General features: G+C 70.5%; 22 protein-coding genes and 1 pseudogene. 6 read left to right on the top strand and 17 right to left on the bottom strand.

Annotated elements, in window-relative coordinates:
• The first annotated feature begins 65 nt into the window (after nucleotides 1-65).
• Both ncot_RS11685 and ncot_RS11680 read left to right on the top strand, forming a co-directional pair.
• Entirely contained in the window at nucleotides 66-782 is a 717-nt protein-coding gene (locus ncot_RS11685; protein WP_240937877.1) for a phosphatase PAP2 family protein, read from the top strand.
• Nucleotides 779-1,432 (top strand): glycerophosphodiester phosphodiesterase, encoded by a 654-nt coding sequence (locus tag ncot_RS11680; RefSeq protein WP_168617765.1) that lies wholly within the window; start codon nucleotides 779-781, stop codon nucleotides 1,430-1,432. The genes ncot_RS11685 and ncot_RS11680 overlap by 4 nt, the downstream gene beginning before the upstream one ends.
• Nucleotides 1,433-1,453: 21 nt before the next feature.
• Here the strand turns inward: ncot_RS11680 and ncot_RS11675 are convergent, their stop codons facing one another.
• The 6 genes and pseudogenes from ncot_RS11675 to ncot_RS11650 form a co-directional block, all read right to left on the bottom strand.
• The gene (locus tag ncot_RS11675; RefSeq protein WP_168617764.1) at nucleotides 1,454-2,206 is read right to left on the bottom strand and encodes an urease accessory protein UreD; all 753 of its coding nucleotides are present in this window, start codon (nucleotides 2,204-2,206) and stop codon (nucleotides 1,454-1,456) included.
• Nucleotides 2,203-2,916 (bottom strand): urease accessory protein UreG, encoded by a 714-nt coding sequence (gene ureG, locus ncot_RS11670; RefSeq protein ID WP_168617763.1) that lies wholly within the window; start codon nucleotides 2,914-2,916, stop codon nucleotides 2,203-2,205. The genes ncot_RS11675 and ureG overlap by 4 nt, the downstream gene beginning before the upstream one ends.
• Nucleotides 2,906-3,571, bottom strand: coding sequence for an urease accessory UreF family protein (locus ncot_RS11665; RefSeq protein WP_168617762.1), 666 nt, complete (start codon nucleotides 3,569-3,571; stop codon nucleotides 2,906-2,908). The genes ureG and ncot_RS11665 overlap by 11 nt, the downstream gene beginning before the upstream one ends.
• A gap of 11 nt (nucleotides 3,572-3,582) precedes the next feature.
• Nucleotides 3,583-5,292 (bottom strand): urease subunit alpha, encoded by a 1,710-nt coding sequence (locus ncot_RS11660; RefSeq protein WP_168617761.1) that lies wholly within the window; start codon nucleotides 5,290-5,292, stop codon nucleotides 3,583-3,585.
• Between the two features lie 230 nt (nucleotides 5,293-5,522).
• Nucleotides 5,523-5,780, bottom strand: a pseudogene (gene ureB, locus ncot_RS19865) (urease subunit beta); the annotation flags it as partial.
• The gene (locus tag ncot_RS11650; RefSeq protein ID WP_168617759.1) at nucleotides 5,777-6,079 is read right to left on the bottom strand and encodes an urease subunit gamma; all 303 of its coding nucleotides are present in this window, start codon (nucleotides 6,077-6,079) and stop codon (nucleotides 5,777-5,779) included. The pseudogene ureB and the gene ncot_RS11650, both read right to left, overlap by 4 nt.
• A gap of 220 nt (nucleotides 6,080-6,299) precedes the next feature.
• Here ncot_RS11650 and ncot_RS11645 point away from each other — a divergent pair, with 220 nt between their 5' ends.
• Nucleotides 6,300-6,956, top strand: a complete 657-nt coding sequence (locus ncot_RS11645) for a hypothetical protein (protein ID WP_168617758.1) — start codon at nucleotides 6,300-6,302, stop codon at nucleotides 6,954-6,956.
• A gap of 113 nt (nucleotides 6,957-7,069) precedes the next feature.
• Here the strand turns inward: ncot_RS11645 and treZ are convergent, their stop codons facing one another.
• From treZ to ncot_RS11600, 9 genes are read right to left on the bottom strand one after another with little or no spacing between them, the layout of a single operon-like run.
• The gene (gene treZ, locus ncot_RS11640; RefSeq protein ID WP_168617757.1) at nucleotides 7,070-9,601 is read right to left on the bottom strand and encodes a malto-oligosyltrehalose trehalohydrolase; all 2,532 of its coding nucleotides are present in this window, start codon (nucleotides 9,599-9,601) and stop codon (nucleotides 7,070-7,072) included.
• A 47-nt stretch (nucleotides 9,602-9,648) separates the two neighbouring features.
• The gene (treY, locus tag ncot_RS11635; protein ID WP_168617756.1) at nucleotides 9,649-11,925 is read right to left on the bottom strand and encodes a malto-oligosyltrehalose synthase; all 2,277 of its coding nucleotides are present in this window, start codon (nucleotides 11,923-11,925) and stop codon (nucleotides 9,649-9,651) included.
• On the bottom strand, nucleotides 11,922-14,102 hold the full coding sequence (gene glgX / locus ncot_RS11630; RefSeq protein ID WP_168619315.1) for a glycogen debranching protein GlgX: 2,181 nt from the start codon (nucleotides 14,100-14,102) through the stop codon (nucleotides 11,922-11,924). The genes treY and glgX overlap by 4 nt, the downstream gene beginning before the upstream one ends.
• Nucleotides 14,103-14,134: 32 nt before the next feature.
• Nucleotides 14,135-14,725, bottom strand: coding sequence for an isopentenyl-diphosphate Delta-isomerase (gene idi, locus ncot_RS11625; RefSeq protein WP_168617755.1), 591 nt, complete (start codon nucleotides 14,723-14,725; stop codon nucleotides 14,135-14,137).
• Nucleotides 14,722-15,747, bottom strand: coding sequence for an FAD-dependent monooxygenase (locus ncot_RS11620; protein ID WP_168617754.1), 1,026 nt, complete (start codon nucleotides 15,745-15,747; stop codon nucleotides 14,722-14,724). Before ncot_RS11620 ends, idi begins: the two co-directional genes overlap by 4 nt.
• Complete coding sequence (locus ncot_RS11615) at nucleotides 15,744-16,295, bottom strand: isoprenylcysteine carboxyl methyltransferase family protein (protein WP_168617753.1); 552 nt, start codon at nucleotides 16,293-16,295, stop codon at nucleotides 15,744-15,746. The genes ncot_RS11620 and ncot_RS11615 overlap by 4 nt, the downstream gene beginning before the upstream one ends.
• Nucleotides 16,292-17,380, bottom strand: coding sequence for a 3-oxoacyl-[acyl-carrier-protein] synthase III C-terminal domain-containing protein (locus ncot_RS11610; protein WP_168617752.1), 1,089 nt, complete (start codon nucleotides 17,378-17,380; stop codon nucleotides 16,292-16,294). Before ncot_RS11610 ends, ncot_RS11615 begins: the two co-directional genes overlap by 4 nt.
• The gene (locus tag ncot_RS11605; protein ID WP_168617751.1) at nucleotides 17,377-18,564 is read right to left on the bottom strand and encodes a geranylgeranyl reductase family protein; all 1,188 of its coding nucleotides are present in this window, start codon (nucleotides 18,562-18,564) and stop codon (nucleotides 17,377-17,379) included. Before ncot_RS11605 ends, ncot_RS11610 begins: the two co-directional genes overlap by 4 nt.
• Nucleotides 18,561-19,394, bottom strand: coding sequence for a UbiA family prenyltransferase (locus ncot_RS11600; RefSeq protein ID WP_206064947.1), 834 nt, complete (start codon nucleotides 19,392-19,394; stop codon nucleotides 18,561-18,563). The genes ncot_RS11605 and ncot_RS11600 overlap by 4 nt, the downstream gene beginning before the upstream one ends.
• A 430-nt stretch (nucleotides 19,395-19,824) precedes the next feature.
• Here ncot_RS11600 and ncot_RS11595 point away from each other — a divergent pair, with 430 nt between their 5' ends.
• Nucleotides 19,825-20,178: a hypothetical protein gene (locus tag ncot_RS11595; RefSeq protein WP_168617750.1), complete on the top strand. Its 354-nt coding sequence runs from the start codon at nucleotides 19,825-19,827 to the stop codon at nucleotides 20,176-20,178.
• An 86-nt stretch (nucleotides 20,179-20,264) separates the two neighbouring features.
• On the opposite strand, the gene ncot_RS11590 is transcribed toward ncot_RS11595, so the two are convergent.
• Nucleotides 20,265-20,783, bottom strand: a complete 519-nt coding sequence (locus ncot_RS11590) for a gamma carbonic anhydrase family protein (RefSeq protein ID WP_168617749.1) — start codon at nucleotides 20,781-20,783, stop codon at nucleotides 20,265-20,267.
• A gap of 62 nt (nucleotides 20,784-20,845) precedes the next feature.
• Nucleotides 20,846-21,607 (bottom strand): hypothetical protein, encoded by a 762-nt coding sequence (locus tag ncot_RS11585; RefSeq protein WP_168617748.1) that lies wholly within the window; start codon nucleotides 21,605-21,607, stop codon nucleotides 20,846-20,848.
• Between the two features lie 103 nt (nucleotides 21,608-21,710).
• Here ncot_RS11585 and ncot_RS11580 point away from each other — a divergent pair, with 103 nt between their 5' ends.
• Together ncot_RS11580 and ncot_RS11575 are read left to right on the top strand one after the other, a co-directional pair.
• Complete coding sequence (locus tag ncot_RS11580; RefSeq protein WP_168617747.1) at nucleotides 21,711-23,297, top strand: hypothetical protein; 1,587 nt, start codon at nucleotides 21,711-21,713, stop codon at nucleotides 23,295-23,297.
• Nucleotides 23,294-24,232, top strand: coding sequence for a phosphatase PAP2 family protein (locus ncot_RS11575; RefSeq protein WP_168617746.1), 939 nt, complete (start codon nucleotides 23,294-23,296; stop codon nucleotides 24,230-24,232). The genes ncot_RS11580 and ncot_RS11575 overlap by 4 nt, the downstream gene beginning before the upstream one ends.
• The last annotated feature ends 42 nt before the right edge of the window (nucleotides 24,233-24,274 follow it).

Genomic DNA, 24,274 nt, shown 5'->3' with positions numbered 1-24,274 from the left:
ATGGGGAGGACACCGGCCCGTCCTTCGCGGACACTGGATCAGGGGAAGTGATCCATGGAGGGGTCGTGGTCCGCTGGATGTGGCTGTTCAAGCAGGTCGCGTACGTCGTCAGCGCCGTCGCGGCCTACTTCGGCATCCGGGGAGCAACCGAGGGTTCGGTCGACGCTGCCGTCGAGCACGCCCACCTGATCGTCGAGTGGGAGAAGTCGCTCGGCATCTATGTGGAGCAGACCATGCAGGGGCCGTTCATCGAGCACGCCCACCTCGCGACGCTGGCCAACTGGGTCTACATCTGGGGCCACTGGCCGGTGATCGTGGTGACGCTCGTGTGGACCGGCGTCCACCACCGCGACGTCTTCCTGCGACTGCGCAACGCCATGCTGGTCTCCGGCCTGCTGGGCATGGCGCTCTTCGTCACCTACCCGGTGGCGCCGCCTCGGCTGAGCGGCCTGGGCTTCATGGACAGCGTCACCGAGACCTCCTACTCCTACCGCGTGCTCCAGCCTCCCGCCTTCGTCGACCAGTACGCCGCCATGCCGAGCCTGCACGCGGGGTGGAACCTCTTGGTCGGCATCGCGATCGTGAGTGCCAGCACCTCGCTGGCGCTCCGTGCCTTCGGCGTCATCATGCCCGCGTTCATGGCGGTCGCCGTCGTGGTCACCGGCAACCACTTCATCCTCGACGTCCTGGTCGGGCTCAGCCTGGCCCTGGTGGGCCAGGTGGCCAGCCGGGCCCTGGAGAGACGCCGCGACACCCGGCCCGTCGAACGGGTGTCGGCGTGAGTGTGCTCGCGATCGCGCACCGGGCCGGCAACTCGCTCACCGGTCTGCACGAGGCGAACGCCCTCGGCGTCGACGTCATCGAGTGCGACATCCACCGACACCGCGACCGCCTGGAGGTCAGGCACCTCAAGACCGCGGGCCCGTTGCCGTTCCTGTGGGACCGCTGGGAGCTGGTGCCGGCCTCGGCACCCAGGCTGGGTCTCCACGAGCTGCTCGAGGCGGATCGCCACGGCACCACCTTCATGCTCGACCTGAAGGGGATCGGCGCCGGGGTGGGCACGGCCGTGGTGCGACTGCTGGCCGACAGGAGCCGGGCCCAGCCCGTGCTGGTGTGCGGGCGCAACTGGTCGGCAGTCACTGCGGTCGCCGAGCTCGACCAGGTTCGACCGGTGCTGTCGGCCCGCAAGCCACGCGAGCTGACGGCGCTCTGGAAGCGCGTGGGCACCGGCGGGTTCCACGGGGCCTCCGTGCACTGCACGCTGCTCGACAGGAACGTGGTCGAGCGGCTTCGGAGCCACGTGGAGCTGGTGATGACCTGGCCGGTCAACGACCTGTCACTGCTGGACCGGATGGTCGACATCGGGGTCAACGGCATCATCAGCGACGAGCCCTCGGTGCTTGCCGAGCTGATTCGTCGCCAGCGTGCGTGAGGCGGGACTTCTGGGCAACGCTCAGCCGACAGACCGGTGAAGTCGGCGGTCCTCCACGACCGCCTGCCACCGTTGCCGAGTTGCCGCCAACGCCAGGTCGGTCAGGTGGGCCTGGTTGGCCAGCGAACGCGCCAGCGCACCCGGACCCGCCAGGCTGGTCTCGTGCGTGTGGAGTGGTTCCGCCGGTCGCGCGCCGAGGAGCGCGGTCGTGGCCAGCACCCGGTTCTCGCCGAGGATGCCGGGGGCGCGCCGGAGGCCCGGATCGCCGAGATCGACGTCCTCGACCAACAGCGGGCGGTCCTCGCACGTGGCCCGCATCCTCGCGCGCAGCCGGCCACCGGCCTCCCCGCTGCGGCCCAGGACCAAGGTCTCGTGGTGCAGGGCGACCGCGCCGTCGGCGAGCTCGACGGTCGTGGACCGGTCGACGTCCGCACCCTCGGAGACCACCAGCGGCGCGCCGGCCCACACCAGGCTGCCGCCCTCGGCGACCCGGATCGCCGCGGCCCACCTGCAGGAACCCCCACGGCCGTTGTAGGCAACGGTCGCCGACGGCTCGATGATCTCCAGGTGTGCTCCCGGTCCGACCTCGACCTCGAGTCGTACGTCGTCCCCGGCCAGCAGCGAGGCACAGGCCGCCACGAGCGCCACCCGCACGAGGTCCGGCCCGGCATGCACCGCCCGCGGCCGGACGAACCTGTTCGCGTCGAGCCGCTCGATCCGGGTGTGCCCGGGCCGGCGGTCCACCGCAATCCGGACCGCCGCCTCGTTGCTCATCCGTGCACGTGGTCGGTGTCCGTGGCGTGGAAGTGCGGCGCCATCGGCCCGGGGTCCTGGGGCACGTGCGATCCCTGTCCGTGCCTGACCGCGAGGTCGCGGACCCAAGCGCACAACTGGTCGATCGATGCCTGGTCGTGCTGGCTGACCGGAAGCACCGGGAGGCCGTCGCGGACCGAGCCGGCGTCGCTGACCATCTGCTCGGCGTCGACGCCGACGTACGGCGCGAGGTCGGTCTTGTTGATCACCAGCAGGTCTGCGCGTTCGATGCCGGGACCACCCTTGCGCGCCACGTCGCCGCCCCCGGCCACGTCGAGGCAGAAGATCTGGGCGTCGACGAGTGCGGGACTGAACGTGGCGGTCAGGTTGTCGCCGCCACTCTCCACGATCACGAGGTCGAGGGGCGCGAAGTCGCGCTCGAGATCCTCGACGGCGAGCAGGTTCGCGGTCACGTCGTCACGGATCGCGGTGTGCGGACAGGCGCCCGTCTCGACCGCACGGATCCGTTCGACGGGAAGCACGCCGGCAGCGCGGAGCTGGCGGGCGTCCTCATCGGTGTAGATGTCATTGGTGACCACGCCGATCTCGAGGTCGGAGGACAACTCACGGCACAGGGTCGCGATGATCGTGCTCTTGCCGGTGCCGACGGGACCGGCAACCCCCAGTCGCAGGGGGCGGACAGGTGTCTGGGCCGATGTCTCAGGAAACAAAGATCCTCCTCGTGGAGTGGTGGTGGTCGAGCGACCACAGCTCGACCATGGGGGCAGTCAGTGCGGGAAGCTCGTCGGGACCGGTGGCCACGGCACGTTCCACGATGGCCTCGATGGTGCTGGCCGCGCCGAGCAACCAGCTGGTCGCGTCGGCGGGGTCGACCGGCAGCAGCTTGAGTGACGCTGCCGCGACGGTCTGAGCGTCGTCATACAGGCTGGCCCTCGCGACCGCGGCGGCACTCATCCCGAGCGCGGCGCCGACGACGCCGAGGGCGATCGGGCGCAGGGGTGGCCGACCGAGCCCGTGCAGGGCGACGACGGCGGGATGCTCGGGCCACAGCCGCCATGCCAACCGGGCCAGGCCACGGCCGAGCAGCTCGGAAGCCTGGCGCAAGGGGGCGCTCGGTGTGCGGGCGAGCAGCTCGTCCTGCACACGGTCGAGTCGGGCGGGCTCCTCGAGAGCCGTCCGCAGCGCCGCGGCAGCCGCTGAGGCCTCGACCAGGCCGACGGTGCGCAGCCGGGCGTCGATGTAGTCCGGCACCTGGCCGGCATCCAGGCCCCCGACCAGTGCCGGCTCCAGTCCGGCCGAGTGCGCGTGGCCGCCGGTCGGCAACCTGCCGTCGGCGAGGAGCAGTGCGCCCAGGTCAGCAGTCACAGGAGACCAGCTCAGAACAACGAGTAGCGCTGGGCCAGGGGGACGACGTCGACAGGTTGCGGGCGCACCAGCTCGCCGTCGATGGTGATCGCGAAGGTCTCGGGGTCGACGTCGATGGCCGGCAGCGCGGTGTTGTTGGGCAGGTCGGCCTTGGTCAGCTGTCGCGTCGGTCGTACGCCGGTGAGTCGGCGGTGCAGGCCCAACCGGTCGCCGAGTCCGTCCTCGACGGCCAGCGGCGAGACGAACGACGTGGCCAGGTGCGGCGCCGAGCCCGGCGAGGCAGCCATTGCCGGGCGCATGAACACCGGCTGGGGTGTGGGGATCGCCGCGTTCACGTCGCCCATCGGCGCCCAGACGATCGCTCCGCCCTTGATCACCGCGGAGGGCCTGATGCCGAAGAAGACCGGGTCCCAGAGCACCAGGTCGGCCAGCTTGCCGGCCTCGACCGAGCCGACCTCGTGGTCGATGCCGTGCGCCACTGCGGGACAGATGGTGTATTTCGCGACGTAGCGACGGGCCCGCTCGTTGTCGGCCGGCATCGACGTGCCGAGCTGGCCGCGCTGCGCCTTCATCACGTGGGCGACCTGCCAGGTGCGCGAGATCAGTTCTCCGATGCGGCCCATCGCCTGGGCGTCGGAGGAGGTGATCGAGATGGCGCCCATGTCCTGGAGGATGTCCTCGGCCGCCATCGTGGTACCTCGGATGCGCGACTCCGCGAAGGCGAGGTCTTCGGGCACGCGTGGGTTGAGGTGGTGCGCGACCATCAGCATGTCGAGGTGCTCGGCCTCGGTGTTCACCGTGTGCGGCAGGGTCGGGTTCGTCGAGGCAGGCAACACGTTGGCCTCGCTGGCCATCACGATGATGTCGGGGGCGTGGCCGCCGCCGGCGCCCTCGGAGTGGAAGAGATGGATGCCGCGGCCGGCGATCGCATCGATCGTGTGTTGCACGTAGCCGGCCTCGTTCAGGCTGTCGGCGTGCAGTGCGACCTGGAGGCCGAACTCGTCGGCCGCGCGCAGCGAGGCGTCGATCGCGGCAGGGGTCGCGCCCCAGTCCTCGTGCACCTTGTAACCCCCTGCGCCGCTCCGAGCCTCCTGCTCGAGGGCGGCGGCGCTGACCGTGTTGCCCTTGCCGAAGAGGATCACGTTGAGCGGGAGGTGGTCGAAGGCGCGGTGCATCATGCCCAGCGACCAGGCGCCGGGAGTGACGGTGGTGGCCTTGGACGCCTCGGTGGGCCCGGTGCCGCCGCCGACCACGGTCGTCGTGCCGGTGGCGAGCGCCTCGAGCATCTCGGTCTCGTTGAGGTAGTGCACGTGCGTGTCGATCGCCCCGGCGGTGAGGATCTTGCCCTCTCCGGCGATCACGTCGGTGCTGGGACCGATGTGCAGGTCAGGGTGGACGCCGTCCATGATGTCGGGGTTCCCGGACTTGCCGACTGCGACGATCCGGCCGTCCCGGATGCCGACGTCGCCGCGCACGATGCCTCCGTGGTCGAGCACGACCACGTTGGTGATCACCAGGTCGAGGGCGCCCTGGTCACGAGTGGTCAGGCCCTGGCCCATCGACTCGCGGATGCTCTTGCCACCGCCGAAGACCGACTCGTCGCCGCCGAAGGTGCGGTCCTCCTCGACTTGGATCCACAGGTCGGTGTCGCCCAGCCGGATCTGGTCGCCGACGGTGGGTCCGTAGAGCTGGACGTATTCACGGCGGTCGATCCTGCTCACCGGGTCACCTCGTCGTCGCTGTCGCTGGTGCTGCTGCCGCTCTCGTTCTCGCGCCCGGGCTCGGGATGCGGGGGCTGGTCGCTGAGCCGGACGCCGGCGCCGCCGGCCCGGCCCGGACTCTCGACGGGCGTGCCCGGTGTGCCGAACGGTACGACGGGCTTGGGCTGGCGGGCGTGGGTCGGCAGGTCGCCGTCGAGGTGGCGGATCTGCAGCCCGGGGACGTTTCCGGTGCCGCCCAACGCGATCAGGTCGACCGTTCGGCTGACGCCCGGCTCGAAGCGGATCGACGTACCGGCGGGGACGTCGAGCCTGAAGCCCTGCGCCCGGTCCCGGTCGAAGCTCAGGGCCGGGTTGGTGTCGGGGAGGTGGATGTGGGAGCCCACCTGGATCGGCCGGTCGCCGTCGTTGACGATCACCAGCGTGCGCTGCTCGCGGCCGCTGCTCAGCTCGAGCGGCTCGGCGGAGACGCGGACCTCGCCGGGGATCACTGGATCGGCTCCGTGATCGTGACGAGCTTGCGTCCGTCGGGGAAGGTCGCCTCGACCTGGACGTCGCGGATCATCTCGGGGACGCCCTCCATCACCTCGTCGCGGGTGAGGACGTGGCGGCCGTCGTTCATCAGGTCGGCAACGCGGGCACCCTCGCGAGCCCGCTCCATCACCCAGCAGGACAGCAACGCGGTCGCCTCGGGGTGGTTCAGCAGGACGCCGCGTTCGCGGCGGTCGCGGGCGACCATGCCGGCCACGCTGAGCAACAGTTTGTCCGTGTCGGAAGGAGTCAGGTGCATCCGCGTCCTCCTGAGTCGCTGGTACGGCGAAACTAGCACGCAGGAAGCAGCCTGTGGACGCTCATCGCGAGCTGAGAGCGGAGCCACCTCCGCCCAACCTGTCTCGATGTTCTCGAACCCGCCATCCACGCCGTGCCAGGTGGAATGATGCGGGCATGGAGATCGCATGAAATCGCAGCGTGAGCGGCAGCGCATGATCTGTGGAGGTCGAGTGGCGAGAGTGATGCTCCCTCTGGGGCTCGCCATGCTGCTCAGCCTCGGGATGCTGCCGGCCCACTCGCTCGGGACGATCGTGAAGTCGGACTTCCTCGCGAAGAGGACCGTCAAGGCATCCATGAACGGGGTGGGCGAATGGCGTGCCTACCGGGGGTCCTTCAAGACCGTCGGGGGGAAGCCGCGAGACTGCCGTTCCGACGAGCAGATGCTGGATTACGACGAGGCCAGGTCGAAGTCCTACCACGGCAGGGAGAGTGGCCTGCCACGCTCGGTGTGGTCCGGTGCGGAGATCGTGATCCTGCGCTATGCCGACGCAGACTCCGCCCGACGTGCGGTCAGGCGCAACGGGTCCTATCCGCGGCGCTGCCCGAAGGTCACCGAATGGGTGTGCACTGAATGTGACGGCATCTGGACGACGTGGCGAACGAAGGTCCCAGCGGTGACCGTGGGCGCTCAAAGTGTGGCGTGGAAGTTCCGGGAGGTCGGGAACTTCAAGTCCAACGGTCATGCCGTCGTGGCTCGCAGGGGCTCAACAGTCGTGCGGGTGACGGTGACGCGCACCCGGGACGTGACGATGAAGGACGGATGGGTCTACCCGCAGCTCGTCAGGAAGCGGGTCGTGACGCGCCTGGCACGCAAGGCGCTCAACAAGTCCACGTGAGCCGGAGCAGACAACTCTCGCAGCCACGCCTGCTGCTGAGGTTCGGTGGGAGATGCGGCAGCAGCGACAGGTTCTCGGTGCTCTCCTGAGCGGTTCGGTGCACACGGTGAGACCTAGGAGCCCGGGGGCGAAGCGATGATCTCTGCGACTCGGCGCCCTGTCGCCAGCGCGGCAGGGTCGTCAGTGGGCACGCCGCGATCGGCGACCTCATCGAATCGGGTCATGGCGATCGACCAGTGGTCGGCCTCGAGATCGGTCCACGAGGTCGCCCAGCCCGCTGCGGTCAACCGCGAAGCCAGCCCCCGGACCAGGGCGGGCGACACGATGTCGTCGTCCACCGCGCTCACGAACTGCACCAGTGGTCGCCCCGCGCCATGGGGGAACACCTCGGGAAGCGGTTCGCCGGTGAAGGGAACGATCGCGTTCGGGCCGTCACCCGGTGCCAGCAGCACGACGCGGGCGACGGGCTCGTCGAGCCACGTGACCAGGCCGAGGGCGGCGGTGCCGCCCAGGGACCAACCGACCAGGACGATTTCCTGCGGATCAGCACCGATCTGCTCGGCCACCCGGCGAGCGTGGGAGAGGGAGGCCAGCAGCGCTGTGCGGCCGCCGTCGGGGTCATCGCAGTCCCAGTCGGGCACCACCACGCGTACGCCGTGCTGGGCGATCGTCGCGCCGAGCTGCGCGAGCTCTGGTCGTGAGTCGGCTCCGCGCCCGTGCCACAGCAGCACCACGCCACGGTCGCCGTCGCCGTGCACGTCGACCAGCCTTCCGGGAGCGGATTCCTCAGTGACGGTCATGGAGCTGAGCCTGCCTCCCGTGTGATGCCCGTGTGATGCCCGAGTCGATGCCCGGTTCAGGCCCCGGTCGATGCCCCGGTCGGGCGTCGTCTCGCGCAGGAGCAGCGCTCCCGCATGGCGCGGCAGGGAGAGGACTCCCGCGTCGAGGACCGCACCGGACGGGGTCGCGAAGACGAGCGCGGAGTGGTCGACCGGCAGCGTCGCCGCGGAGTCGCCGAAGTTGACCACCACCAGCACGTCGCGGCGCCGCATGGTGAGGACGCGGCCCTCGACCGTGCAGGACACCGAGGTGAAGTCGGGGTCCGTCAGTGCCGGGAGCTTGCGACGCAGCTCGGCGAGCCGTCGATAGCAGTCCAGGACCACTGCGTGGTGGCCCGTCGCGAGCTCGTCCCAATCGAGCACCGAGCGACGGAAGGTCTCGGGGTCCTGAGGGTCCGGCACCTCGTCGGGGTTCCAGCCCATCCTCGCGAACTCCGCGATGCGTCCCTCGGCGGTGGCCCTGCCGAGCTCGGGCTCGGGGTGGGAGGTGAAGAACTGGAACGGCGAGGAAGCCGCCCACTCCTCGCCCATGAACAGCATCGGCGTGAACGGGCCGGCGAGGGTGAGGAGCGCGGCACACGCGAGCTGGTCGACGTCGAGGTGCTCCGCGGGGCGATCCCCACGGGCGCGGTTGCCGACCTGGTCGTGGTTCTGGTTGCACACGACGAGGCGCCAGGTGGGCATGTGCTCGACGTCGACCGGGCGACCGTGCTCGCGCTCGCGGAACGACGACCACGTGCCGTCGTGGAAGAAGCCGCGCTCGCACACCTTGGCCAGCGCCTCCAACGGCTCGAAGTCGGCGTAGTAGCCGCTGGTCTCGCCGGAGAGTGCGACGTGGAGGGCGTGGTGGAAGTCGTCACTCCACTGCGCGTCGAGGCCCAGGCCGCCTCCCTCGCGCGGGGTCACCAGCACCGTGTCGTTGAGGTCGGACTCGGCGATCAGCGTGAGGGGGCGACGCTGGTGGGCCGACAGGGCGGCCACCTCCACCGCCATCTCCTCCAGCAGGTGAGGGGTGGAGGAGTCGCTGAGCGCGTGCACCGCGTCGAGGCGGAGTGCGTCGACGTGGAGCTCCTCCAGCCACATCCGCACGTTGTCGAGGATGTAGCGGCGCACCTCGGGCGACCCGTCCGCATCGAGGTTGACCAGGTCGCCCCACGTGTTCGACCCCTGCTTGAGGTAGGGGCCGAAGAGGGGGAGGTAGTTGCCCGACGGCCCGAGGTGGTTGTGGACCACGTCCTGGACGACGCCGAGCCCGGCGCCGTGGCAGGCGTCGACGAATCGGCGGTAGGCGTCCGGGCCGCCGTACCCCTCGTGGACCGCGAACCAGCCGACGCCGTCGTAGCCCCAGTTGTGGGTGCCGTTGAAGGCGTTGACCGGCATCAGCTCGACGAAGTCGACGCCGATGCTGCGCAGGTGGTCGAGCTTGGCGATCGCGGCGTCGAGGTCACCGGCCGGGGTGAAGGTGCCGACATGGAGCTCGTAGATCACCGACCCGGCGAGCTGACGCCCGGTCCACGACTCGTCGGTCCACGTCCACGACGTGCGTTCGAGTCGTGAGAGGCCATGGACCCCGGCAGGCTGCCGCCGGGAGCGTGGGTCCGGTCGTGGGTCGGGGTCGTCGTCGAGCAGGTAGCCGTAGTCGACCGAGGGCTCGTCGGCCGCGGGCGGGAGCGGCTCGTCCGGCGTCCACCACCCGTCGTCGCCACGGCTCATCGCGATCACCGGACCCTGGGCCGGATCGCCGAGCAGCAGCCGGACGCGCTCCGGGCGGGGCGCCCAGACGTCGAACGGACCACGTGTCGTCACGTCGCTCAGTCGTCGTGCACGAGCATGGCCACGTGTCGTCACGTCGCTCAGTCCTCGCGCACGAGCAGGGCCACGGGGTGCACCGCCAGCAGGTCGTCGAGCCGTCCGGTGGCGCGGAGACCGGTGAGCACGTCGTGCCACGTGCCGGGCGGGAGGTCGAGCGTGGTGTCGGCCCAGCCTCCGACCGTGCCGAGCCCGACCGGTAGGCGAGTGGCCACGGTGATGGCTCCGCCCCGGTCGAAGGACAGCACGTGCTCGGCCGCCGGCCCGCGGGCGGGGACGACGTCGTACGTCGTGAACAGCTCGGGTCGGTCGCGTCGCAGCGTCAGCGCCGAGCAGGTGACGTGCAGCTTGGTCACCGCGTCGTCGGAGTCGGTGCCGGCCAGCACGGCCGCCCGGTGCTCGAAGTCGACCGGGCGGCGGTTGTCCGGGTCGACCAGCGACGTCTCCCAGAGCTCGCTTCCCTGGTAGACGTCGGGCACCCCGGGAACGGTCAGCGCCACCAGCTTGAGCGACAGGGAGTTGCTCCGGCCCGGCTCGTCGATGTGGGCGCACAGGTCGGTGAGGACCCGCTGCACCTCGGGGGAGGTGAAGACCGCGTGCACGGCCGCGTGCACGGCCGTTTCGTACTCCTCGTCGGGCTCGGTCCACGTCGTGTGGTCTCCCGCCTCGCGCATCGCCTTCTCCGCATAGCCGTGGAGACGCTCGGGCAGGTCGGGCAGGTGGTCCGGAGTCCAGACGCCCAGGACCGCCTGCCACAGCAAGGACCCGAAGGCGGGATCGGGCACCGGGACGAGCCGGAGCAGCTCGTCGAGAGCGGCCTCCCACACGTCGGGCAGCTCGGACAGCACGGCGATGCGGGCCCGCACGTCCTCACCACGCTTGGTGTCGTGGGTCGAGGTGGTCGTCATCGCGTGCGGCCACTCGCGCTGGCGCAGGGCCATCGCGTCGTGGAAGGCAGCGGGCGCGACGGCGAAGACGGAGGGGTCGGCGCCCACCTCGTTGAGCGAGGTCAGCCGGGACCAGCGATAGAACGAGCAGTCCTCGACCCCCTTGGCCATCACCATTCCCGAGGTCTGCTGGAAGCGCCGCGCCGGCGCGGTCCACGGGTCGGAGAGCACCGGCTCGAGGGCGTCGTACGCCGCTGCCAGGTCCTTCCGGTGGGCGCGGGCTGCGGCGAACGCCTCGTCGAGGTGAGCTCGTCCCTCGGGCAGGTAGGAGCGGTAGACGGGGAAGCAGGCCAGCAGCTCGGCGACGGCGTCCTCGACCTCCGCCTCCGTCACCGAGCCCGGGGCGCCGTCCATGAGGCGCTGGAGCTCGCGAGTGATGCGCTTGACCTCGGCGTGCAGGATCCCGTCGGCGACGGCGCGCTTGTTGTCGTGGACCATGCGGGCCCAGTCGACCGGCTCACCCCGGAGCCGGTCCTCCAGCCGGGTCAGCGGGGCCTCGCCGGCTGGGTCGGTGAGCACCCGGTCGACCAGGGCGAGCACCTCGTAGCCGGTGGTGCCGGCGGTCGCCCACGACGTCGGCAGGGACTCGCCGGGCTCCAGGATCTTCTCGACCAGGACGTGGGCGCCTCCGGTGAGGGCGGCCAGGTCGTCGAGGTAGCGCTTGGGGTCGCGCAGGCCGTCGGGGTGGTCGACGCGCAGGCCGTCGACCAGCCCCTGGTCGAACCAGCGACGGATCTCGACATGGGTCTCGGCGAAGACCTCGGGGTCCTCGACCCGCACCGCGGCCAGGGTGTTGACCGCGAAGAAGCGCCGGTAGTTGAGGTCGTCGTCCGCGGCCCGCCAGCTGACCAGCTCGTAGTGCTGCTCCTCCAGCGTGCTGGTCCCGGGAGCCAGCGGGAAGCGCTGGTCGTGGTAGCGCACCTCGCCGTCCTGGATGCGGATCGAGGCCTCGTCGTCGTCCCCGACCACCGGGATCAGGATGCGCCCGTCGCCCGCGGCCCAGTCGACGTCGAAGGCACTCGCGTGCTCGGACTCGCGGCCCAGTCGCAGGACGTCCCACCACCACGGGTCCTCGGTCGGGGTGGCCACCCCGACGTGGTTGGGCACGATGTCGACGAGCACTCCCATGCCGAGGCGCCGGGCCTCCGCGGAGAGAGCGGCCAGGCCCTCGGGACCGCCACGCTCCTCGTCGACGTGGTCGAAGGCCACCACGTCATAGCCGTGCTGGCTGCCGGGCTCGGAGGCGAGCAACGGCGAGAGGTAGACCCAGTCGATGCCGAGGGCGTGGAGGTAGGACAGCCGGCTCGCCGCGGCGTACAGGTCGAAGTCGGGGGTGACCTGGAGCCGGTAGGTGTTCCGCGGGACGCGGGTCACGGCTGGTCGGTCCCTGATCGGGCAGCGAGGGAGGCCGCGACCGAGTGGTCCGGGGTCGGCTGGGCCTCGCGGTGCTCGCGCAGCACGACGACACTGTGGGAGGTCAGCTCGACGGTGGCACCAGCCTCGAGCACGGAATCGGTGTCGACGTCGCTGCCGGTGTCGATGACGACGTCCCAGGCGGCGGCGTACTCGTCGCTCGGCAGGGTCACCTGCGCGGGACCGTCGGCGTTGAAGTAGAGCAGGAAGTGGTCGTCGGTGATGGTGCCACCACGGGCGTCCTTGCCCGCGATGCCGTTGCCGTTGAGGTACATCCCGATCGCCTTGGCGCCGTCGTGCCAGGCGTCGTCGGCCATCGGCTCACCGTCGAGACCCAGCCAGACGATGTCGTTGAGGCGCTCGCCGTCACCGGTGCGCACCGTGTTGCCGGTGAAGAACCGCTTGCGGCGGAAGGTCGGATGCTTCGCGCGCAGGCTGGCGACCGCTGCCGTGAACTCGATCAGCGGCTCGTCCGCGCGGTCCCAGTGGACCCAGCTGATCTCGCTGTCCTGGGCGTAGGTGTTGTTGTTGCCGTCCTGGGTGCGGCTGAGCTCGTCACCGTGGAGCAGCATCGGCACGCCTTGGCTGAGCAGCAGGGTCGCGATGAAGTTGCGCTGCTCGCGGGCCCGGGCCTCGAGGATCTCGGGGTCGTCGGTGGGCCCCTCCACGCCGTGGTTCCACGAGCGGTTGTGGCTCTCGCCGTCGTTGTTGTCCTCACCGTTGGCTTCGTTGTGCTTCTCGTCGTAGGACACCAGGTCTCGCAGCGTGAAGCCGTCGTGGGCGGTGACGAAGTTGATGCTGGCGAACGGCCGGCGACCCGAGTGCTCGTAGAGGTCCGAGGAGCCCGCGAGCCGCGACGCGAAGTCGCCCAGTGAGGGCTCGCCACGCCAGAAGTCACGCACGGTGTCGCGGTAGTCGCCGTTCCACTCGGTCCACTGCGGCGGGAAGCCGCCGACCTGGTAGCCGCCGGGGCCGATGTCCCACGGCTCGGCGATCAGCTTCACCTGGCTGATCACCGGGTCCTGCTGCACCATCTCGAAGAAGGTGGAGAGCTTGTCGACGTCGTAGAACTCGCGCGCCAGCGTGGCGGCGAGGTCGAACCGGAAGCCGTCCACGTGCATCTCGGTGACCCAGTAGCGCAGCGAGTCCATGATCAGCTGCAACGAGTGCGGGTGCCGAACGTTGAGGCTGTTGCCGGTGCCGGTGTAGTCCATGTAGTAGCGCTGGTCGTCCTCCACGAGCCGGTAGTACGCCGGGTTGTCGATGCCCCGGAAGCTCAGCGTCGGGCCCAGGTGGTTGCCCTCCGCGGTGTGGTTGTAGACGACATCGAGGATCACCTCGATGCCCGCCGCGTGCATCGTCTTGACCATCGCCTTGAACTCCTGGACCTGCTGGCCCGTGCCGCTCGCGGCGTAGTCGGCGTGGGGGGCGAAGAAGCTCAGCGTGTTGTAGCCCCAGTAGTTGCGCAGCCCCTGGTCGAGCAGGGTGGAGTCCTGCACGAACTGATGCACCGGCATCAGCTCGATGGCGGTGACGCCGAGCTTGGTGAGGTGGTCGGTGACAGCACGGTGGGCGAGGCCGGCGTAGGTGCCGCGCTGCTCCTCGGGCACCTCCGGATGCAGCTGGGTGAGGCCCTTCACGTGGGCCTCGTAGATGAAGGACTCGTTGTAGGGGATGGCCAGCCGGCGGTCGCCCTCCCAGTCGAAGAACGGGTTGACGACGACGCCGTGGACCATGTGGGCCGCGGAGTCGTCGTCGTTGCGGGACTCCTCGTCACCGAAGTTGTAGCCGAAGAGGGACTGGTCCCAGTCGATCTCTCCGCTCGTGGCCTTGGCGTAGGGGTCGAGCAACAGCTTGTTCGGGTTGCAGCGCAGGCCCTGGGCGGGATCCCACGGGCCGTGCACGCGATAGCCGTAGCGCTGGCCCGGCTGGATCGACGGCACGTAGCAGTGCCACACGAACGCATCGACCTCGGTCACCTCCACCCGGGTCTCGGTGAAGGTCTCGGACCCGTCCTCGGCGGGCTGGAAGAGGCAGAGCTCGACACGCTCGGCCACCTCGCTGAACAGCGCGAAGTTGGTGCCGCTGCCGTCGAAGGTCGCGCCCAAGGGGTAGGCCGTCCCCGGCCAGCTCTCCATCACCATGGCGACGCTACCTGCCGGACCATGGATCATTGAACCTCCGGACGAGCGGCCTCTGGCAGCTCTGCGCGGGTGCAGGGTGTGAGCCGGCCATCGACCGCCTCGCGCGCGGCGAGTTCTGCGACCTGTGCGGCACACCAGACCGAGACGTCGCGTTCACCGGCGAGCACCTCGTCACGGAAGAGGGGCCACGTGATCCACTGCGACGCTGCCACCTCGGAGGCGTCGGGGGCGACCGCGGAGGTTGCCGTCGCCGTGAAGACGGGGCACAGCTCGTTCTCGCGCACCCCGTTGGCCCCGGTCGCCTCGTAGCGGAAGCTCGGCAGGACGAGATCGAGTGTTGCCAGGGTGAGCCCGAGCTCCTGCCCGGCCCGGCGCTCGACCGCCTCGAAGATGTCCTCACCCGGTGACGGGTGGCCGCAGAAGCTGTTGGTCCACACGCCCGGGAAGGTCGGCTTGTCGTGGGCCCGTTGGGTGAGCAGCAGCCGGCCGGCGCGGTCGAAGACATAACAGGAGAAGGCAAGGTGCAACGGCGTGTGCGCGTGGTGCACCGTGGCCTTGGGGGCCGAGCCGATGGCTCTCCCCGCCTCATCGACGAGGATGACGAGCTCCGCGGTCATGCCGGCCTCGCCAAGGCGTTGACCGCCGCCGAGAACACTCCCGGCAGCCGCTCCGCCGTCGGGACCAGCGCCCGACGAAGCGGAGTGAACCGGGTGGCGCCCAGCAGCGAGGCGGTGAGCAGGCGGTAGCGCCGCGTGATGTCGTGCCACTCGTTCTCATAGCGCATCGGGTCATTGTCCACGATCGCGGCAACGGCCGCTCGAGCCTGGGCCAGGGCCATGGCCACGCCTTCGCCGGTGAGGGCGTCGACGTATCCACCTGCGTCCCCGACGAGCAGCACCCGGCCGGCGACCCGTCGTCGGGCCCGCTGCCGGAGCGGCCCCGCCCCGAGGACGTCACCGATCGGCGCGGCATCGCGCAGTCGGGCCCGCAACGGTCCGAATCGCATCAGGTGGTCCTCGAACGAGCCTCGGGAGGAGGTCAACAGGGCAACACCGACCACGCCGTCGGCGACGGGGGTGACATAGGCCTCGGCCGAGTCGGCCCAGTGCACCTCGACGAATGACGTCCACGGCACGACCCGGTAGTGCCTGCGCAGCCCGAAGCGTCGTCGAGGCGATGCTCGGCCCTCCAGTCCGAGCAGGCGCCGAGCAGGAGAGTGGAGTCCGTCGGCGGCCACGACGTGGCGGAAGTGCTGCCCGTCCACCTCGACGCCGTCGGATTCCGCCCGGATGTGCTCGGCACATCGCTGTTCCAGTGATGCGCCGGCGGCCACGACCGCTGACCGCATCGCAGAGTGCAGGGTGGTGCGTCGGACGCCGCGACCGAGCCCACTGCGGAACGGCGCCTCGACCGAGCGGTTCCCGGCAAGGTAGCGGATCCCGACGAGGTCCTCACCGGTCGGCTCGATCCCGATGCCCGCGAGCGCGGAGACGGCACCGGGCATCAGCCCCTCGCCGCAGGCCTTGTCGATGGTGCCGGCGCGCTTGTCCCACACCGTCACGTCGAGACCGGCGCGTGCGGCATACAGGGCACTGGCCAGCCCGGCGGGACCGCCACCGATCGCCAGGAGGTCCCTCATGGTCTCACCCGTGCGTCGGGCAGTACGCCGGAAGCGGCCACGGGCAAGGAGTCCAGCGCCCGGTTCTCGACCCGGATCCGCACCCACAGCAGCACCGCGTTGCAGAGGGTGAACACCAGCGCGGTGATCCAGGCGGAGTGGACGAGCGGCAGGGCAAGGCCCTCGATGACGACAGCGACGTAGTTGGGGTGGGAGATGAAGCGGTAGGGACCACCCGTGACGCGCGGCAGCCCCGGCACGACGATGACCCGGGTGTTCCACTGGCGACCCAACGTGGTGATGCACCACCAACGGAGACCTTGGGCGGCCAGCACCAGCGCAAGCATCAGCCAACCGAGGACGGGGAGGAACGCAGGTCGGCGCAACCACACCTCGATCAGGGCGCCCACCAGCAGGGCCGTGTGCAGCACGACCATCACCAGGTAGTGCCGTTGTCCGGACTCCACGCCACCGCGTGCGAAGCTCCACGCGGCATTGCGCTTCGACACCACCAGCTCGGCGAGCCGTTCGAGCCCGACGACGGCGATCAGCACGGTGAACCAGGTCATCTGGCCGACTCCGGTGCCCGGAGCAGCACGAGCTCGGAGCAGAATCCGGGGCCCATGGCGAGCATCAGCCCGTAGGAGCCCGGCGTGGGTGGCCGCTCGGCGAGGGTGTCGGCAAGCACGTGAAGCACCGACGCCGAGGACAGGTTGCCGATCCGGGCCAGGGAGTCCCAGGTCACCTGCAGTGCCTCCCTGTCCACGCCGAGGGTCTCCTGCATGGCCTCGAGGACCTTCGGTCCGCCCGGGTGCGCGACGTACCACTCGATGTCGTCCTGCGTCAGGCCGCAGTCCCGGAGGAAGGTGCGCACGTCCTCGCCGACGTACTGGTTGACGATCGCGGGCACGTCGCTGTCCAGCACGATCTTCAAGCCGGTCGTGCCGACGTCCCAGCCCATCATCCGCTCGGAGTCGGGGTAGAGCCGGCTCCGGCAGCGCAGCACCTCCGGCTGGGGCGCGCCGGGGACCTCATCGATCTGCTCGGCGCGGTCGGCACCGACGGCGACCACGGCCGCTGCGCCGTCACCGAACAGCCCACTCGCGACCAGGTTCGGCACCGAGGGGTCGTCACGCTGAAGGGTCAGGGAACACAGCTCGACGGCCATCAGCACGGCCACGCTGTCGCGATGGCCGGCGAGGTGGTCGTGCAGTCGTGCGACTCCGGCGGCACCGGCGACGCAACCCAACCCGACCAGTGGCATCCGGATCACGTCGGGACGCATCCCGGTCAGGGAGGCGACGCGGGCGTCGAGCGAGGGGACCGCGAGGCCGGTGACGGTCGCGGAGATGATGAGGTCGACGTCCTGCGGGGTGAGCCCGACGGCCTTCAGCGCGTCGGTGACGGCGCGGGCGCCGAGCTCGACCCCGGCGTCGATGAATGCGTCGTTGGACTCCGTGAAGTCGGCCAGCTCGCCATACTTCTCCAGCGGCAGGGCCAGATGACGCGACTCGACTCCGGCGTTGCGGTGAAGGCGTTGGACGACCCTCTCGTCGACGGCGACGCGCAGCATCGTGTGCGTGAAGGCGTGGGTGATCTCCGCCTGGCTGTAGCGGTGCTCGGGCAGGGCCCCCCGGACGCTCAGGATTCTCATGCGGGACTCTCCTCGGTGTCGTTGCGGCGTCGCCGGAGACCCCGGCTCCGGCTGGCGCCGGCCAGCTCGCGGACGAGGCCGCGCGCCATGGCCGTCGTGATGCGGCCGTTGGCCAGTCCGAGCTCGACCAGGTCGTCGAAGACGCGTTGGTCGACGGCGGAGGCGCGCAGGCCGGCGTCGATCACGCTGCCGTGCCGACACAGCCATGCAGCCACCGCGACGTGACGCAGATGGCCCCCGAGCAGCGGCTGGATGGCACTGGCACAGCGCGCGCCGGCGGTCGTCGGGTCGCCCGCCGCCAACGCTCGAGCAGCCGCCCGCCCGGCAGCGAGCCCGGTGGCCACGGCGTAGTAGATGCCCTCGCCGGTCATCGGGTTCACCAGTCCGGCGGCGTCGCCGACCAGCATCACCCGCCCCGCGGGCGGGCGCCAGCGTCCCGTCGACAGTGGGAGCTGGTGCCCCTTCCAGTCGGTGCCGCCGTCGGTCGCGCCCGGCAACAGGGTGTCGAGCCTCTCCAGCATCTGGGCCCTGGTAGGGCCGTCGCGCCGGTGGTCGAGCAGCTCGCCGTAGCCGACGTTCGACAGGCCGTCGCCGCGGTCGAAGGACCAGGCGTAGGCCGGCTGCCGCGCAGTGTCGAAGACGATGACCTGTTGACCCGACCGGCTCGCAGGAGTGGGGGAGTAGCCACGGATCGCGACCGCCATCGGCCCCGGGTCCAGACCGAGCGCCCGACGGATCACGGAGTGCGCGCCGTCCGCGCCGACGAGCGTGCGCGCCTCCACCTCGTCGTCGAGGATGAGCGTGGACCCTTGGACAAGCCTGCGGACCCTGTGCCGCACCAGTGTCGCGCCGGCGGTCTGCGCGGCCCGGACCAGCCGTTGGTCGAAGACTGTCCGGGGGACCACCCACGTCGGCCGCGTCATCTTCCGGTCGACGCCGAACGAGCCGCGATCGAGTCGAAGCCGGGGGACCGGCACCCGGTCGTTGACGATCCCGCTGACGCCGGCCTCGTCGAGGAGATCGATGACCTGCGGGGCGATCCCGTCGCCACAGGACTTGTCGCGGGGGAAATCAGCGCGGTCGAGCAACGCCACGCGGAGGGCCGGGTTGACGCGCAGCGCTCCGAGCGCCGTGGCCGCGCCAGCCGGACCCGCCCCCACGACCGCCAGGTCCCAGGCCGTCATCGGGCCACCGCCACCAGCAGCACGACGTCGACCAGCGCGATCGTGACGGTTGCGTAGAAGGGTGCCTTGCCGCGACCGAACAGCGCGATGCTGGCGATGGCAACCACGACGACGAGCGTGGTCCAGGCCCACGGGGCCGGTGCCCCGGCAGGGCCGAGGACCGCGACCGCCGTGGCGAGGATCAGCAGCGCCGTGGCGATGAGTCGGCAGCGGACGGCGCCCAACCGGTGCGGAAGCCCGCGTACGCCGGTGGCCACGTCGTCCTCGAGGTCGGGCAGCGTGTTGAGGAAGTGCGCGGCCACCCCTAGTGCGGCCGCAGTGGTGACCATCCACGCCGGGGGCAGCTCGGACGGGTGGCCCGCGAGAGAGACGACGGCGGGCAGCGAGCCGAACGCCACGGCGTAGGGAAGCCAGGACCAGGGTGACGCCTTCAGGTACAGGTTGTAGAGGTGGCCGGACAGGACACCGAGGACCACGTGCGTCATCCCGCTGCGCCAGCCAACCATCAACGACAGCACGACACAGGCGACACCGACAATGAGCAGGCAACGCAGCACGAAGGACGGTGCCAGGTCGCGGCTCGCCAACGGCTTGTCACCTCGGCCGACCGCGCGATCGCGATCGGCGTCGAGCAGGTCGTTGCCCCAGCCGATCGTCAGCTGGCCGGTGAAGACCGCGGCAGTGACGACGAGGCCCTCATACGCGGACAGGTCGAGGGCAACGGCCAGCAGCGCCACGACGACGGTGACGGCGACCGAGGGGCCGAAGTGGGCGGCTCGGACGAGCGAGAGCAGCACGGTGGGCCGACGCGTGACCTGTGGAGTCCTCACCGTTCCCGGCTCCTGGAGGGTCCGTCGTCCCGGACCAGCGTGGATCCCACACGTGTCCTGCGCTCCCGGCCGTCCATCCGGCACCCTTCTGGTCGTGGTCGTGGGCTGCCGGTACCCGTTCGGCCGGGACTGAATCCTGGGCAATCCGCTGAGCCCCTGCGAGCCGCGGCGGTGAGCGATGCTGGGCGCCCGTGGCCGATCCCCTGATCAACCACCCTCGGGTCGCCGGTCTCCACCCGCCGCCGGCACTCTGCACGGATCTGCGGCTTCGGGAGCTCTTCGGCGGCTCTTCGGGGGCTCTTCGGGGGTGCTTCGGGGGTAGAGCGAATGTCACCCCGATCGACGATGCGCAGCGCCGCACCGGCGCGAATGATGGGGCTTGTCCGCCCGCCCGGGCGGACCCTCTCGGTCACTCATGGAAAGGAACGTCATGCGCATCAGAACAATTCTGGTCACGACAGCAGCCGCAGGTGCGGCGCTGATCCTCTCCTCCGGACCTGCCACGGCAGGCGAGGTCAACGGCAACGGTCAGCCCGAGGGCGGGCAAGGCCTGGGTTCGGCCCATGCCAACTCCATCTGCGCGTTCTCCGGCCTGGAGGACGGCGACGGTGCAGGATTCCCCGGACCCGGTCAGGCGCCTCCGCAGAACTGGGGCCACGTGCAGCAGGCGGAACGGGATGCGGGTGCGACCGTGCAGGACCTCAAGGCGTCGGGCTCCCAGCCGGGCGACTCCTGCAATGGACACACCGGCTTCCTGGCCAGCCCGCCGCCCGAGATTCCCTGAGCCGCGGCTCGAGCAGGTGCACCCGGTGACTCCTGGTGGTGCCACCGGGTGCACGTCGTCCGCCCACGTCCCGGCGGCGAGCGGGATCAGCCCGCGACCGTGCCGCCTCGGTGCAGCTCGCGGTGCTCCTCGTAGATCTCGGCGTTGACGTGCAACCGCTCGACCTCCTCGGCGGTGAGCTCCCGGCGTACCTTCCCGGGCACTCCCGCGACCAGTGACCGGGGCGGCACCTCCATGCCTTCGGTGACCAGTGCGCCGGCGGCGATGAGGACCTCGTCGCCGATGACGGCGCCGTTCATCACCGTTGCGCCCATCCCGACCAGCACGTGGTCGCCGATCGTGGCCCCGTGGACCACCGCGCCGTGGCCGACCGACACGCCCTCACCGAGGGTGACGGGCTTGCCCTTGTCGACGTGGAAGACGCAGTTGTCCTGCACGTTGGAGCGTGGGCCGATGGTGATCGGCTCGTTGTCGGCGCGGAGCACCGCACCGTAGAAGACGGACGCCCCCTCGGCCAGGTGGACCGAGCCGACGAGGGTGGCGTTGGGCGCCACCCACGCGGAGTCGGGGACGACGGGGGAGCGGTCTGCGAGTGCGATCAACATGTCGGCAAAGGTATCGACCCGCGAAGAAGACCAGGATGCGCAGGGTCCGTTGCTCGACCGCCTCAGTCCGGCCGCTGGACCAGCACGGCCTTGTGGTCCGACGCGTTCTCGAGCAACCGCACCGACACGGCCGGCCCCGGGCCGAACACGTCGTCGACCTTCCGTCGGGGGCCAAGGGTCCCCGGCTGGTCGTCCCGTCCCTCCCATGCAGAGGTCAACCCGTCCAGCCGGAGGCCGTCGAAGTTCGAGTCCCCGACGGCGTACGTCGTGTGGCCGAGCGCGAGCTGCTCGTCGACCAGGCGCTGCACCCGACGCACCTCGTGCTGGTGGCGAGCCACGAGCAGCGGTCGGTCGTCGCGGTAGCGTCCGCGGGCCTGGACCCCGGGCACGAGGTGGTAGTTGACCAGGCTCACCCGCCGGCCAGCCACGTGATCGTCGTAGACGGCCACGGTCGCGAAGTGGGGTGGCTCGATGCCCAACCAGCGCTCAGGCTTGTCTGCCCGGGCCGGCCTGCTCAGCGGCACCACCCGCGCCTCGTCGAGCGTGAACCGATCACGTCGAGCACCCACCACACAGTCACCGAGGACCGGCATGGTCCAGAAGTGGTCGGCGTTCTGCCGGCCGATCCGCTGCCCGACCCGGCGGCCTCGCGCCAGCCCGACCCTGCCGGTCGCCAGCAGCAGTCGGGCGCGCCACGGATGCCACTCCTGCAGGCCGATCAGGTCAGGCTCCTGCTCGAGCACCTCGTCCAGTGCCCGCCGGGCATCGGCGGCACCGAGACCACGGTGCACGTTGGCCGTGGCCACGACGGTGTGGGAGCTCACCAGCAAACTCTGACAGCCGGACCGACAATCCGCGAGGGCGGAGACACGGTGTGAAAGCACTCGACCGGATCGGAAAAAACACGAGCGAATCCTTGGCCACTGCATGAGAATGCACCTCATGGCGTTGGCGGAGCGACCGGCTCGGGCCATCGCGCGTGGACGGATCGCGGACCTGCTCCGGCAGCGTCCTTGGCAGGTCGTCCTGGCGATGGCTGCGCTGGCCTGCGTGCTCGGGTGGCTGCCGTTCCTGGGGAGACCGCTGAGCCCCGACGAGAGCGGCCTCCTGATGGTCGCCCGGCAGTGGGGCCCGGGCGACTCCCTCTACGGCGACTACTGGGTCGACCGTCCACCCGTGCTCATCGCTCTCGTGGCCGTGGGCAACCTGATGGGCGGGGCCTCGGGACTGCGACTCCTGGGCATGGTCGCGGTTTTCGCCTCGGTGTCGTTGGCCGGGCTCCTGGGTCGCACCGTGGCGCCACGGACCCGCACGGCACCCGTGCTTCCCGCCGCGGTCGCTGCGTTGCTGCTCGCCACCCCACTCTTCGGCGGGACCGTCGTCAATGCCGAGCTGCTGGGCCTGCCCCTGCTGCTCGGTGGGATGATCGCGGCGATCCGATCGGTTCGGTCGACCTCGATGCAGCCCTCGTCGGAGCGGACCGCGCTGAGGTGGGGGATGGTGGCCGGAGCCGCCGGCGCAGCCGCGGTGCTGACCAAGCAGAACCTCCTCGACGTCTTCGTGCTCCTCCTGGCGCTGCTCGTCGCCGGCGTCATCAGGTCGGGAAGGTCGGGCGACGCGGCGGCCGGGACGAGCGACTCCGCGTCGCACGGCAGTCTCGGACTCCGCGGACGGGGGACCACGGCGTTGGGCGCTGCGCTCGGCGCCGGCTCCGTCCTCACCGTGGTCGTCATCGGGTCCGCAGCCCTCGGGACCGGCCCGGTCGACCTGTGGTCGGCCGTCGTCCAGTTCCGCTGGGAGGCATCGACCGTCGCCACGGAGTCGCCCGCCACGGGCCACCGGTTCGGCCTGATGCTGTGGGCCCTGGTCGGCAGCGGGGCGCCACTGCTGCTGGTCGTCCTCCTCCGCCGGGCACGGCAGGCAGCGTTCGGCGAACCCTCCCGACACCTGCTGGCGCCTGCACTCGCCGTGGTCGGTTGGGAGGCGGTGGCCGTGGTCGCGGGCGGCAGCTACTGGCTGCACTACCTGACGGGTCTCCTCCCCGGTCTGGTCCTGCTGGCGGCCGTGAGCGGCCTGCCGCAACGGCTGCGCGGATCGGTCCCCGTGGCCGTCGGACTCATCGCGGTGTCGACGCTGTGCTCGATCGGGTGGGTGCTCGTCCACCCGATCGACCGACCCGAGCAGGAGGTGGCCAGCTTCCTGGCCGCTCGGGCACAGCCGGGTGACACGGCGGTGGTGGCCTTCGGGGTGGCCTCGATCCTCGAGTCCTCCGGCCTCGAGAGCCCCTATCCGCACCTGTGGAGCCTGCCGGTGCGGGTCCGCGACTCTCGCCTGCACGAGCTGGCCACGGTGATGGCCGGCCCCGACCGGCCGACCTGGCTCGTGATCTCGGGCAGGGGCCTGGGCACTTGGGGTATCGACACCACGGCTGCCCAGCGCTACATCGGCCTCTACTACGCGCGCGTCGCCGATGTCGCCGGGTATCGCATCTTCCGGGAGGACGTTCCCCGATGACGCTCCTGGAGCTGCGGCCGCTCGAGCGACCACCGATGCCGACCACCCGACCGGCGGCGCGGGTCGCGGCCCTGGCGGCGTACGTCGCCCTGCTGGTCGTCTGGATCCGCGTCATCGGCATCCCCAACGACGCGATCGGCGTGGCCCTCTGGCTCTGGCTGATGACGATCGTCTGGCACATCGACGCACCGCGCGAACGACACCTCGACTTCGTGCGCGACTGGTGGCGGCCGATGCTGCTGGTCATCGTCTACTGGTTCCTGCGTGGCCTCGCGGACCAGACCTTCATGCCGGTGCACGTCACCGCACCGGTCCGCGCCGACGAGTGGCTCGGGGGAGGGACGACTCCCACCGAGCTGCTGCAGCGCAACCTGTGCGGTGACCCGTGCATCGAGGACAGCGCTCCGCGGTGGTACGACGTGCTGCTCACCACCGTGTATGCGTCGCACTTCCTGGCCGCACTGACCATTGCTGCAGTGCTCTGGATGCGCAACCGGCTGGAGTGGCTGATGTGGATGCGGCGCTACATCGCGACCCTGTTCATCGGAGTGGCGATCTATTTCGCCTACCCGATGGCGCCGCCGTGGATGGCCGCCAAGCTCGGCGTCATCGGCGATGTGCACCGGATGAGCGGGCGAGGCTGGGCCGACTTCGACCTGCACCGGCAGAACATGGTGCTGATGGGGATGGCCAACAAGGTGGCCGCGATGCCGTCACTGCATGCCGGAATCGCGTTCCTGATCGCGTTCTACGCGGTCTCGCGGCTTCGCTCACCGCTGCGCTGGCTGCTCCTGCTCTATCCGGTCGCGATGTCCACCGCGCTGGTCTACTACGGGGAGCACTACGTGATTGATGCTGTTGCCGGAGCTGTGGTGGCCCTGCTGGCCCTGGTCGGTTGCTCGTTCTTCGAGAGGCGGGCCGCTGCCGGGTCCTGAGGCCACTCGTCGTCTGCGATCACCCCAGGATTGCTCACTCGT

This window comes from Nocardioides sp. JQ2195, from assembly GCF_012272695.1.
Taxonomy (GTDB): domain Bacteria; phylum Actinomycetota; class Actinomycetes; order Propionibacteriales; family Nocardioidaceae; genus Nocardioides.
Note: the sequence above shows the minus strand (reverse complement) of the source record. Positions and strands in the feature narration are given on the sequence as shown.

What these genes read in the sequence shown, in the direction of transcription:
- ncot_RS11675 (WP_168617764.1), bottom strand. Translation starts at nt 2,206, where the DNA reads ATGAGCAACGAGGCGGCGGTCCGGATTGCGGTGGACCGCCGGCCCGGG.
- ncot_RS11650 (WP_168617759.1), bottom strand. Translation starts at nt 6,079, where the DNA reads ATGCACCTGACTCCTTCCGACACGGACAAACTGTTGCTCAGCGTGGCC.
- glgX (WP_168619315.1), bottom strand. Translation starts at nt 14,102, where the DNA reads ATGGAGAGCTGGCCGGGGACGGCCTACCCCTTGGGCGCGACCTTCGAC.
- idi (WP_168617755.1), bottom strand. Translation starts at nt 14,725, where the DNA reads ATGACCGCGGAGCTCGTCATCCTCGTCGATGAGGCGGGGAGAGCCATC.
- ncot_RS11620 (WP_168617754.1), bottom strand. Translation starts at nt 15,747, where the DNA reads ATGAGGGACCTCCTGGCGATCGGTGGCGGTCCCGCCGGGCTGGCCAGT.
- ncot_RS11615 (WP_168617753.1), bottom strand. Translation starts at nt 16,295, where the DNA reads ATGACCTGGTTCACCGTGCTGATCGCCGTCGTCGGGCTCGAACGGCTC.
- ncot_RS11610 (WP_168617752.1), bottom strand. Translation starts at nt 17,380, where the DNA reads ATGAGAATCCTGAGCGTCCGGGGGGCCCTGCCCGAGCACCGCTACAGC.
- ncot_RS11605 (WP_168617751.1), bottom strand. Translation starts at nt 18,564, where the DNA reads ATGACGGCCTGGGACCTGGCGGTCGTGGGGGCGGGTCCGGCTGGCGCG.
- ncot_RS11595 (WP_168617750.1), top strand. Translation starts at nt 19,825, where the DNA reads ATGCGCATCAGAACAATTCTGGTCACGACAGCAGCCGCAGGTGCGGCG.
- ncot_RS11590 (WP_168617749.1), bottom strand. Translation starts at nt 20,783, where the DNA reads ATGTTGATCGCACTCGCAGACCGCTCCCCCGTCGTCCCCGACTCCGCG.
- ncot_RS11580 (WP_168617747.1), top strand. Translation starts at nt 21,711, where the DNA reads ATGAGAATGCACCTCATGGCGTTGGCGGAGCGACCGGCTCGGGCCATC.
- ncot_RS11575 (WP_168617746.1), top strand. Translation starts at nt 23,294, where the DNA reads ATGACGCTCCTGGAGCTGCGGCCGCTCGAGCGACCACCGATGCCGACC.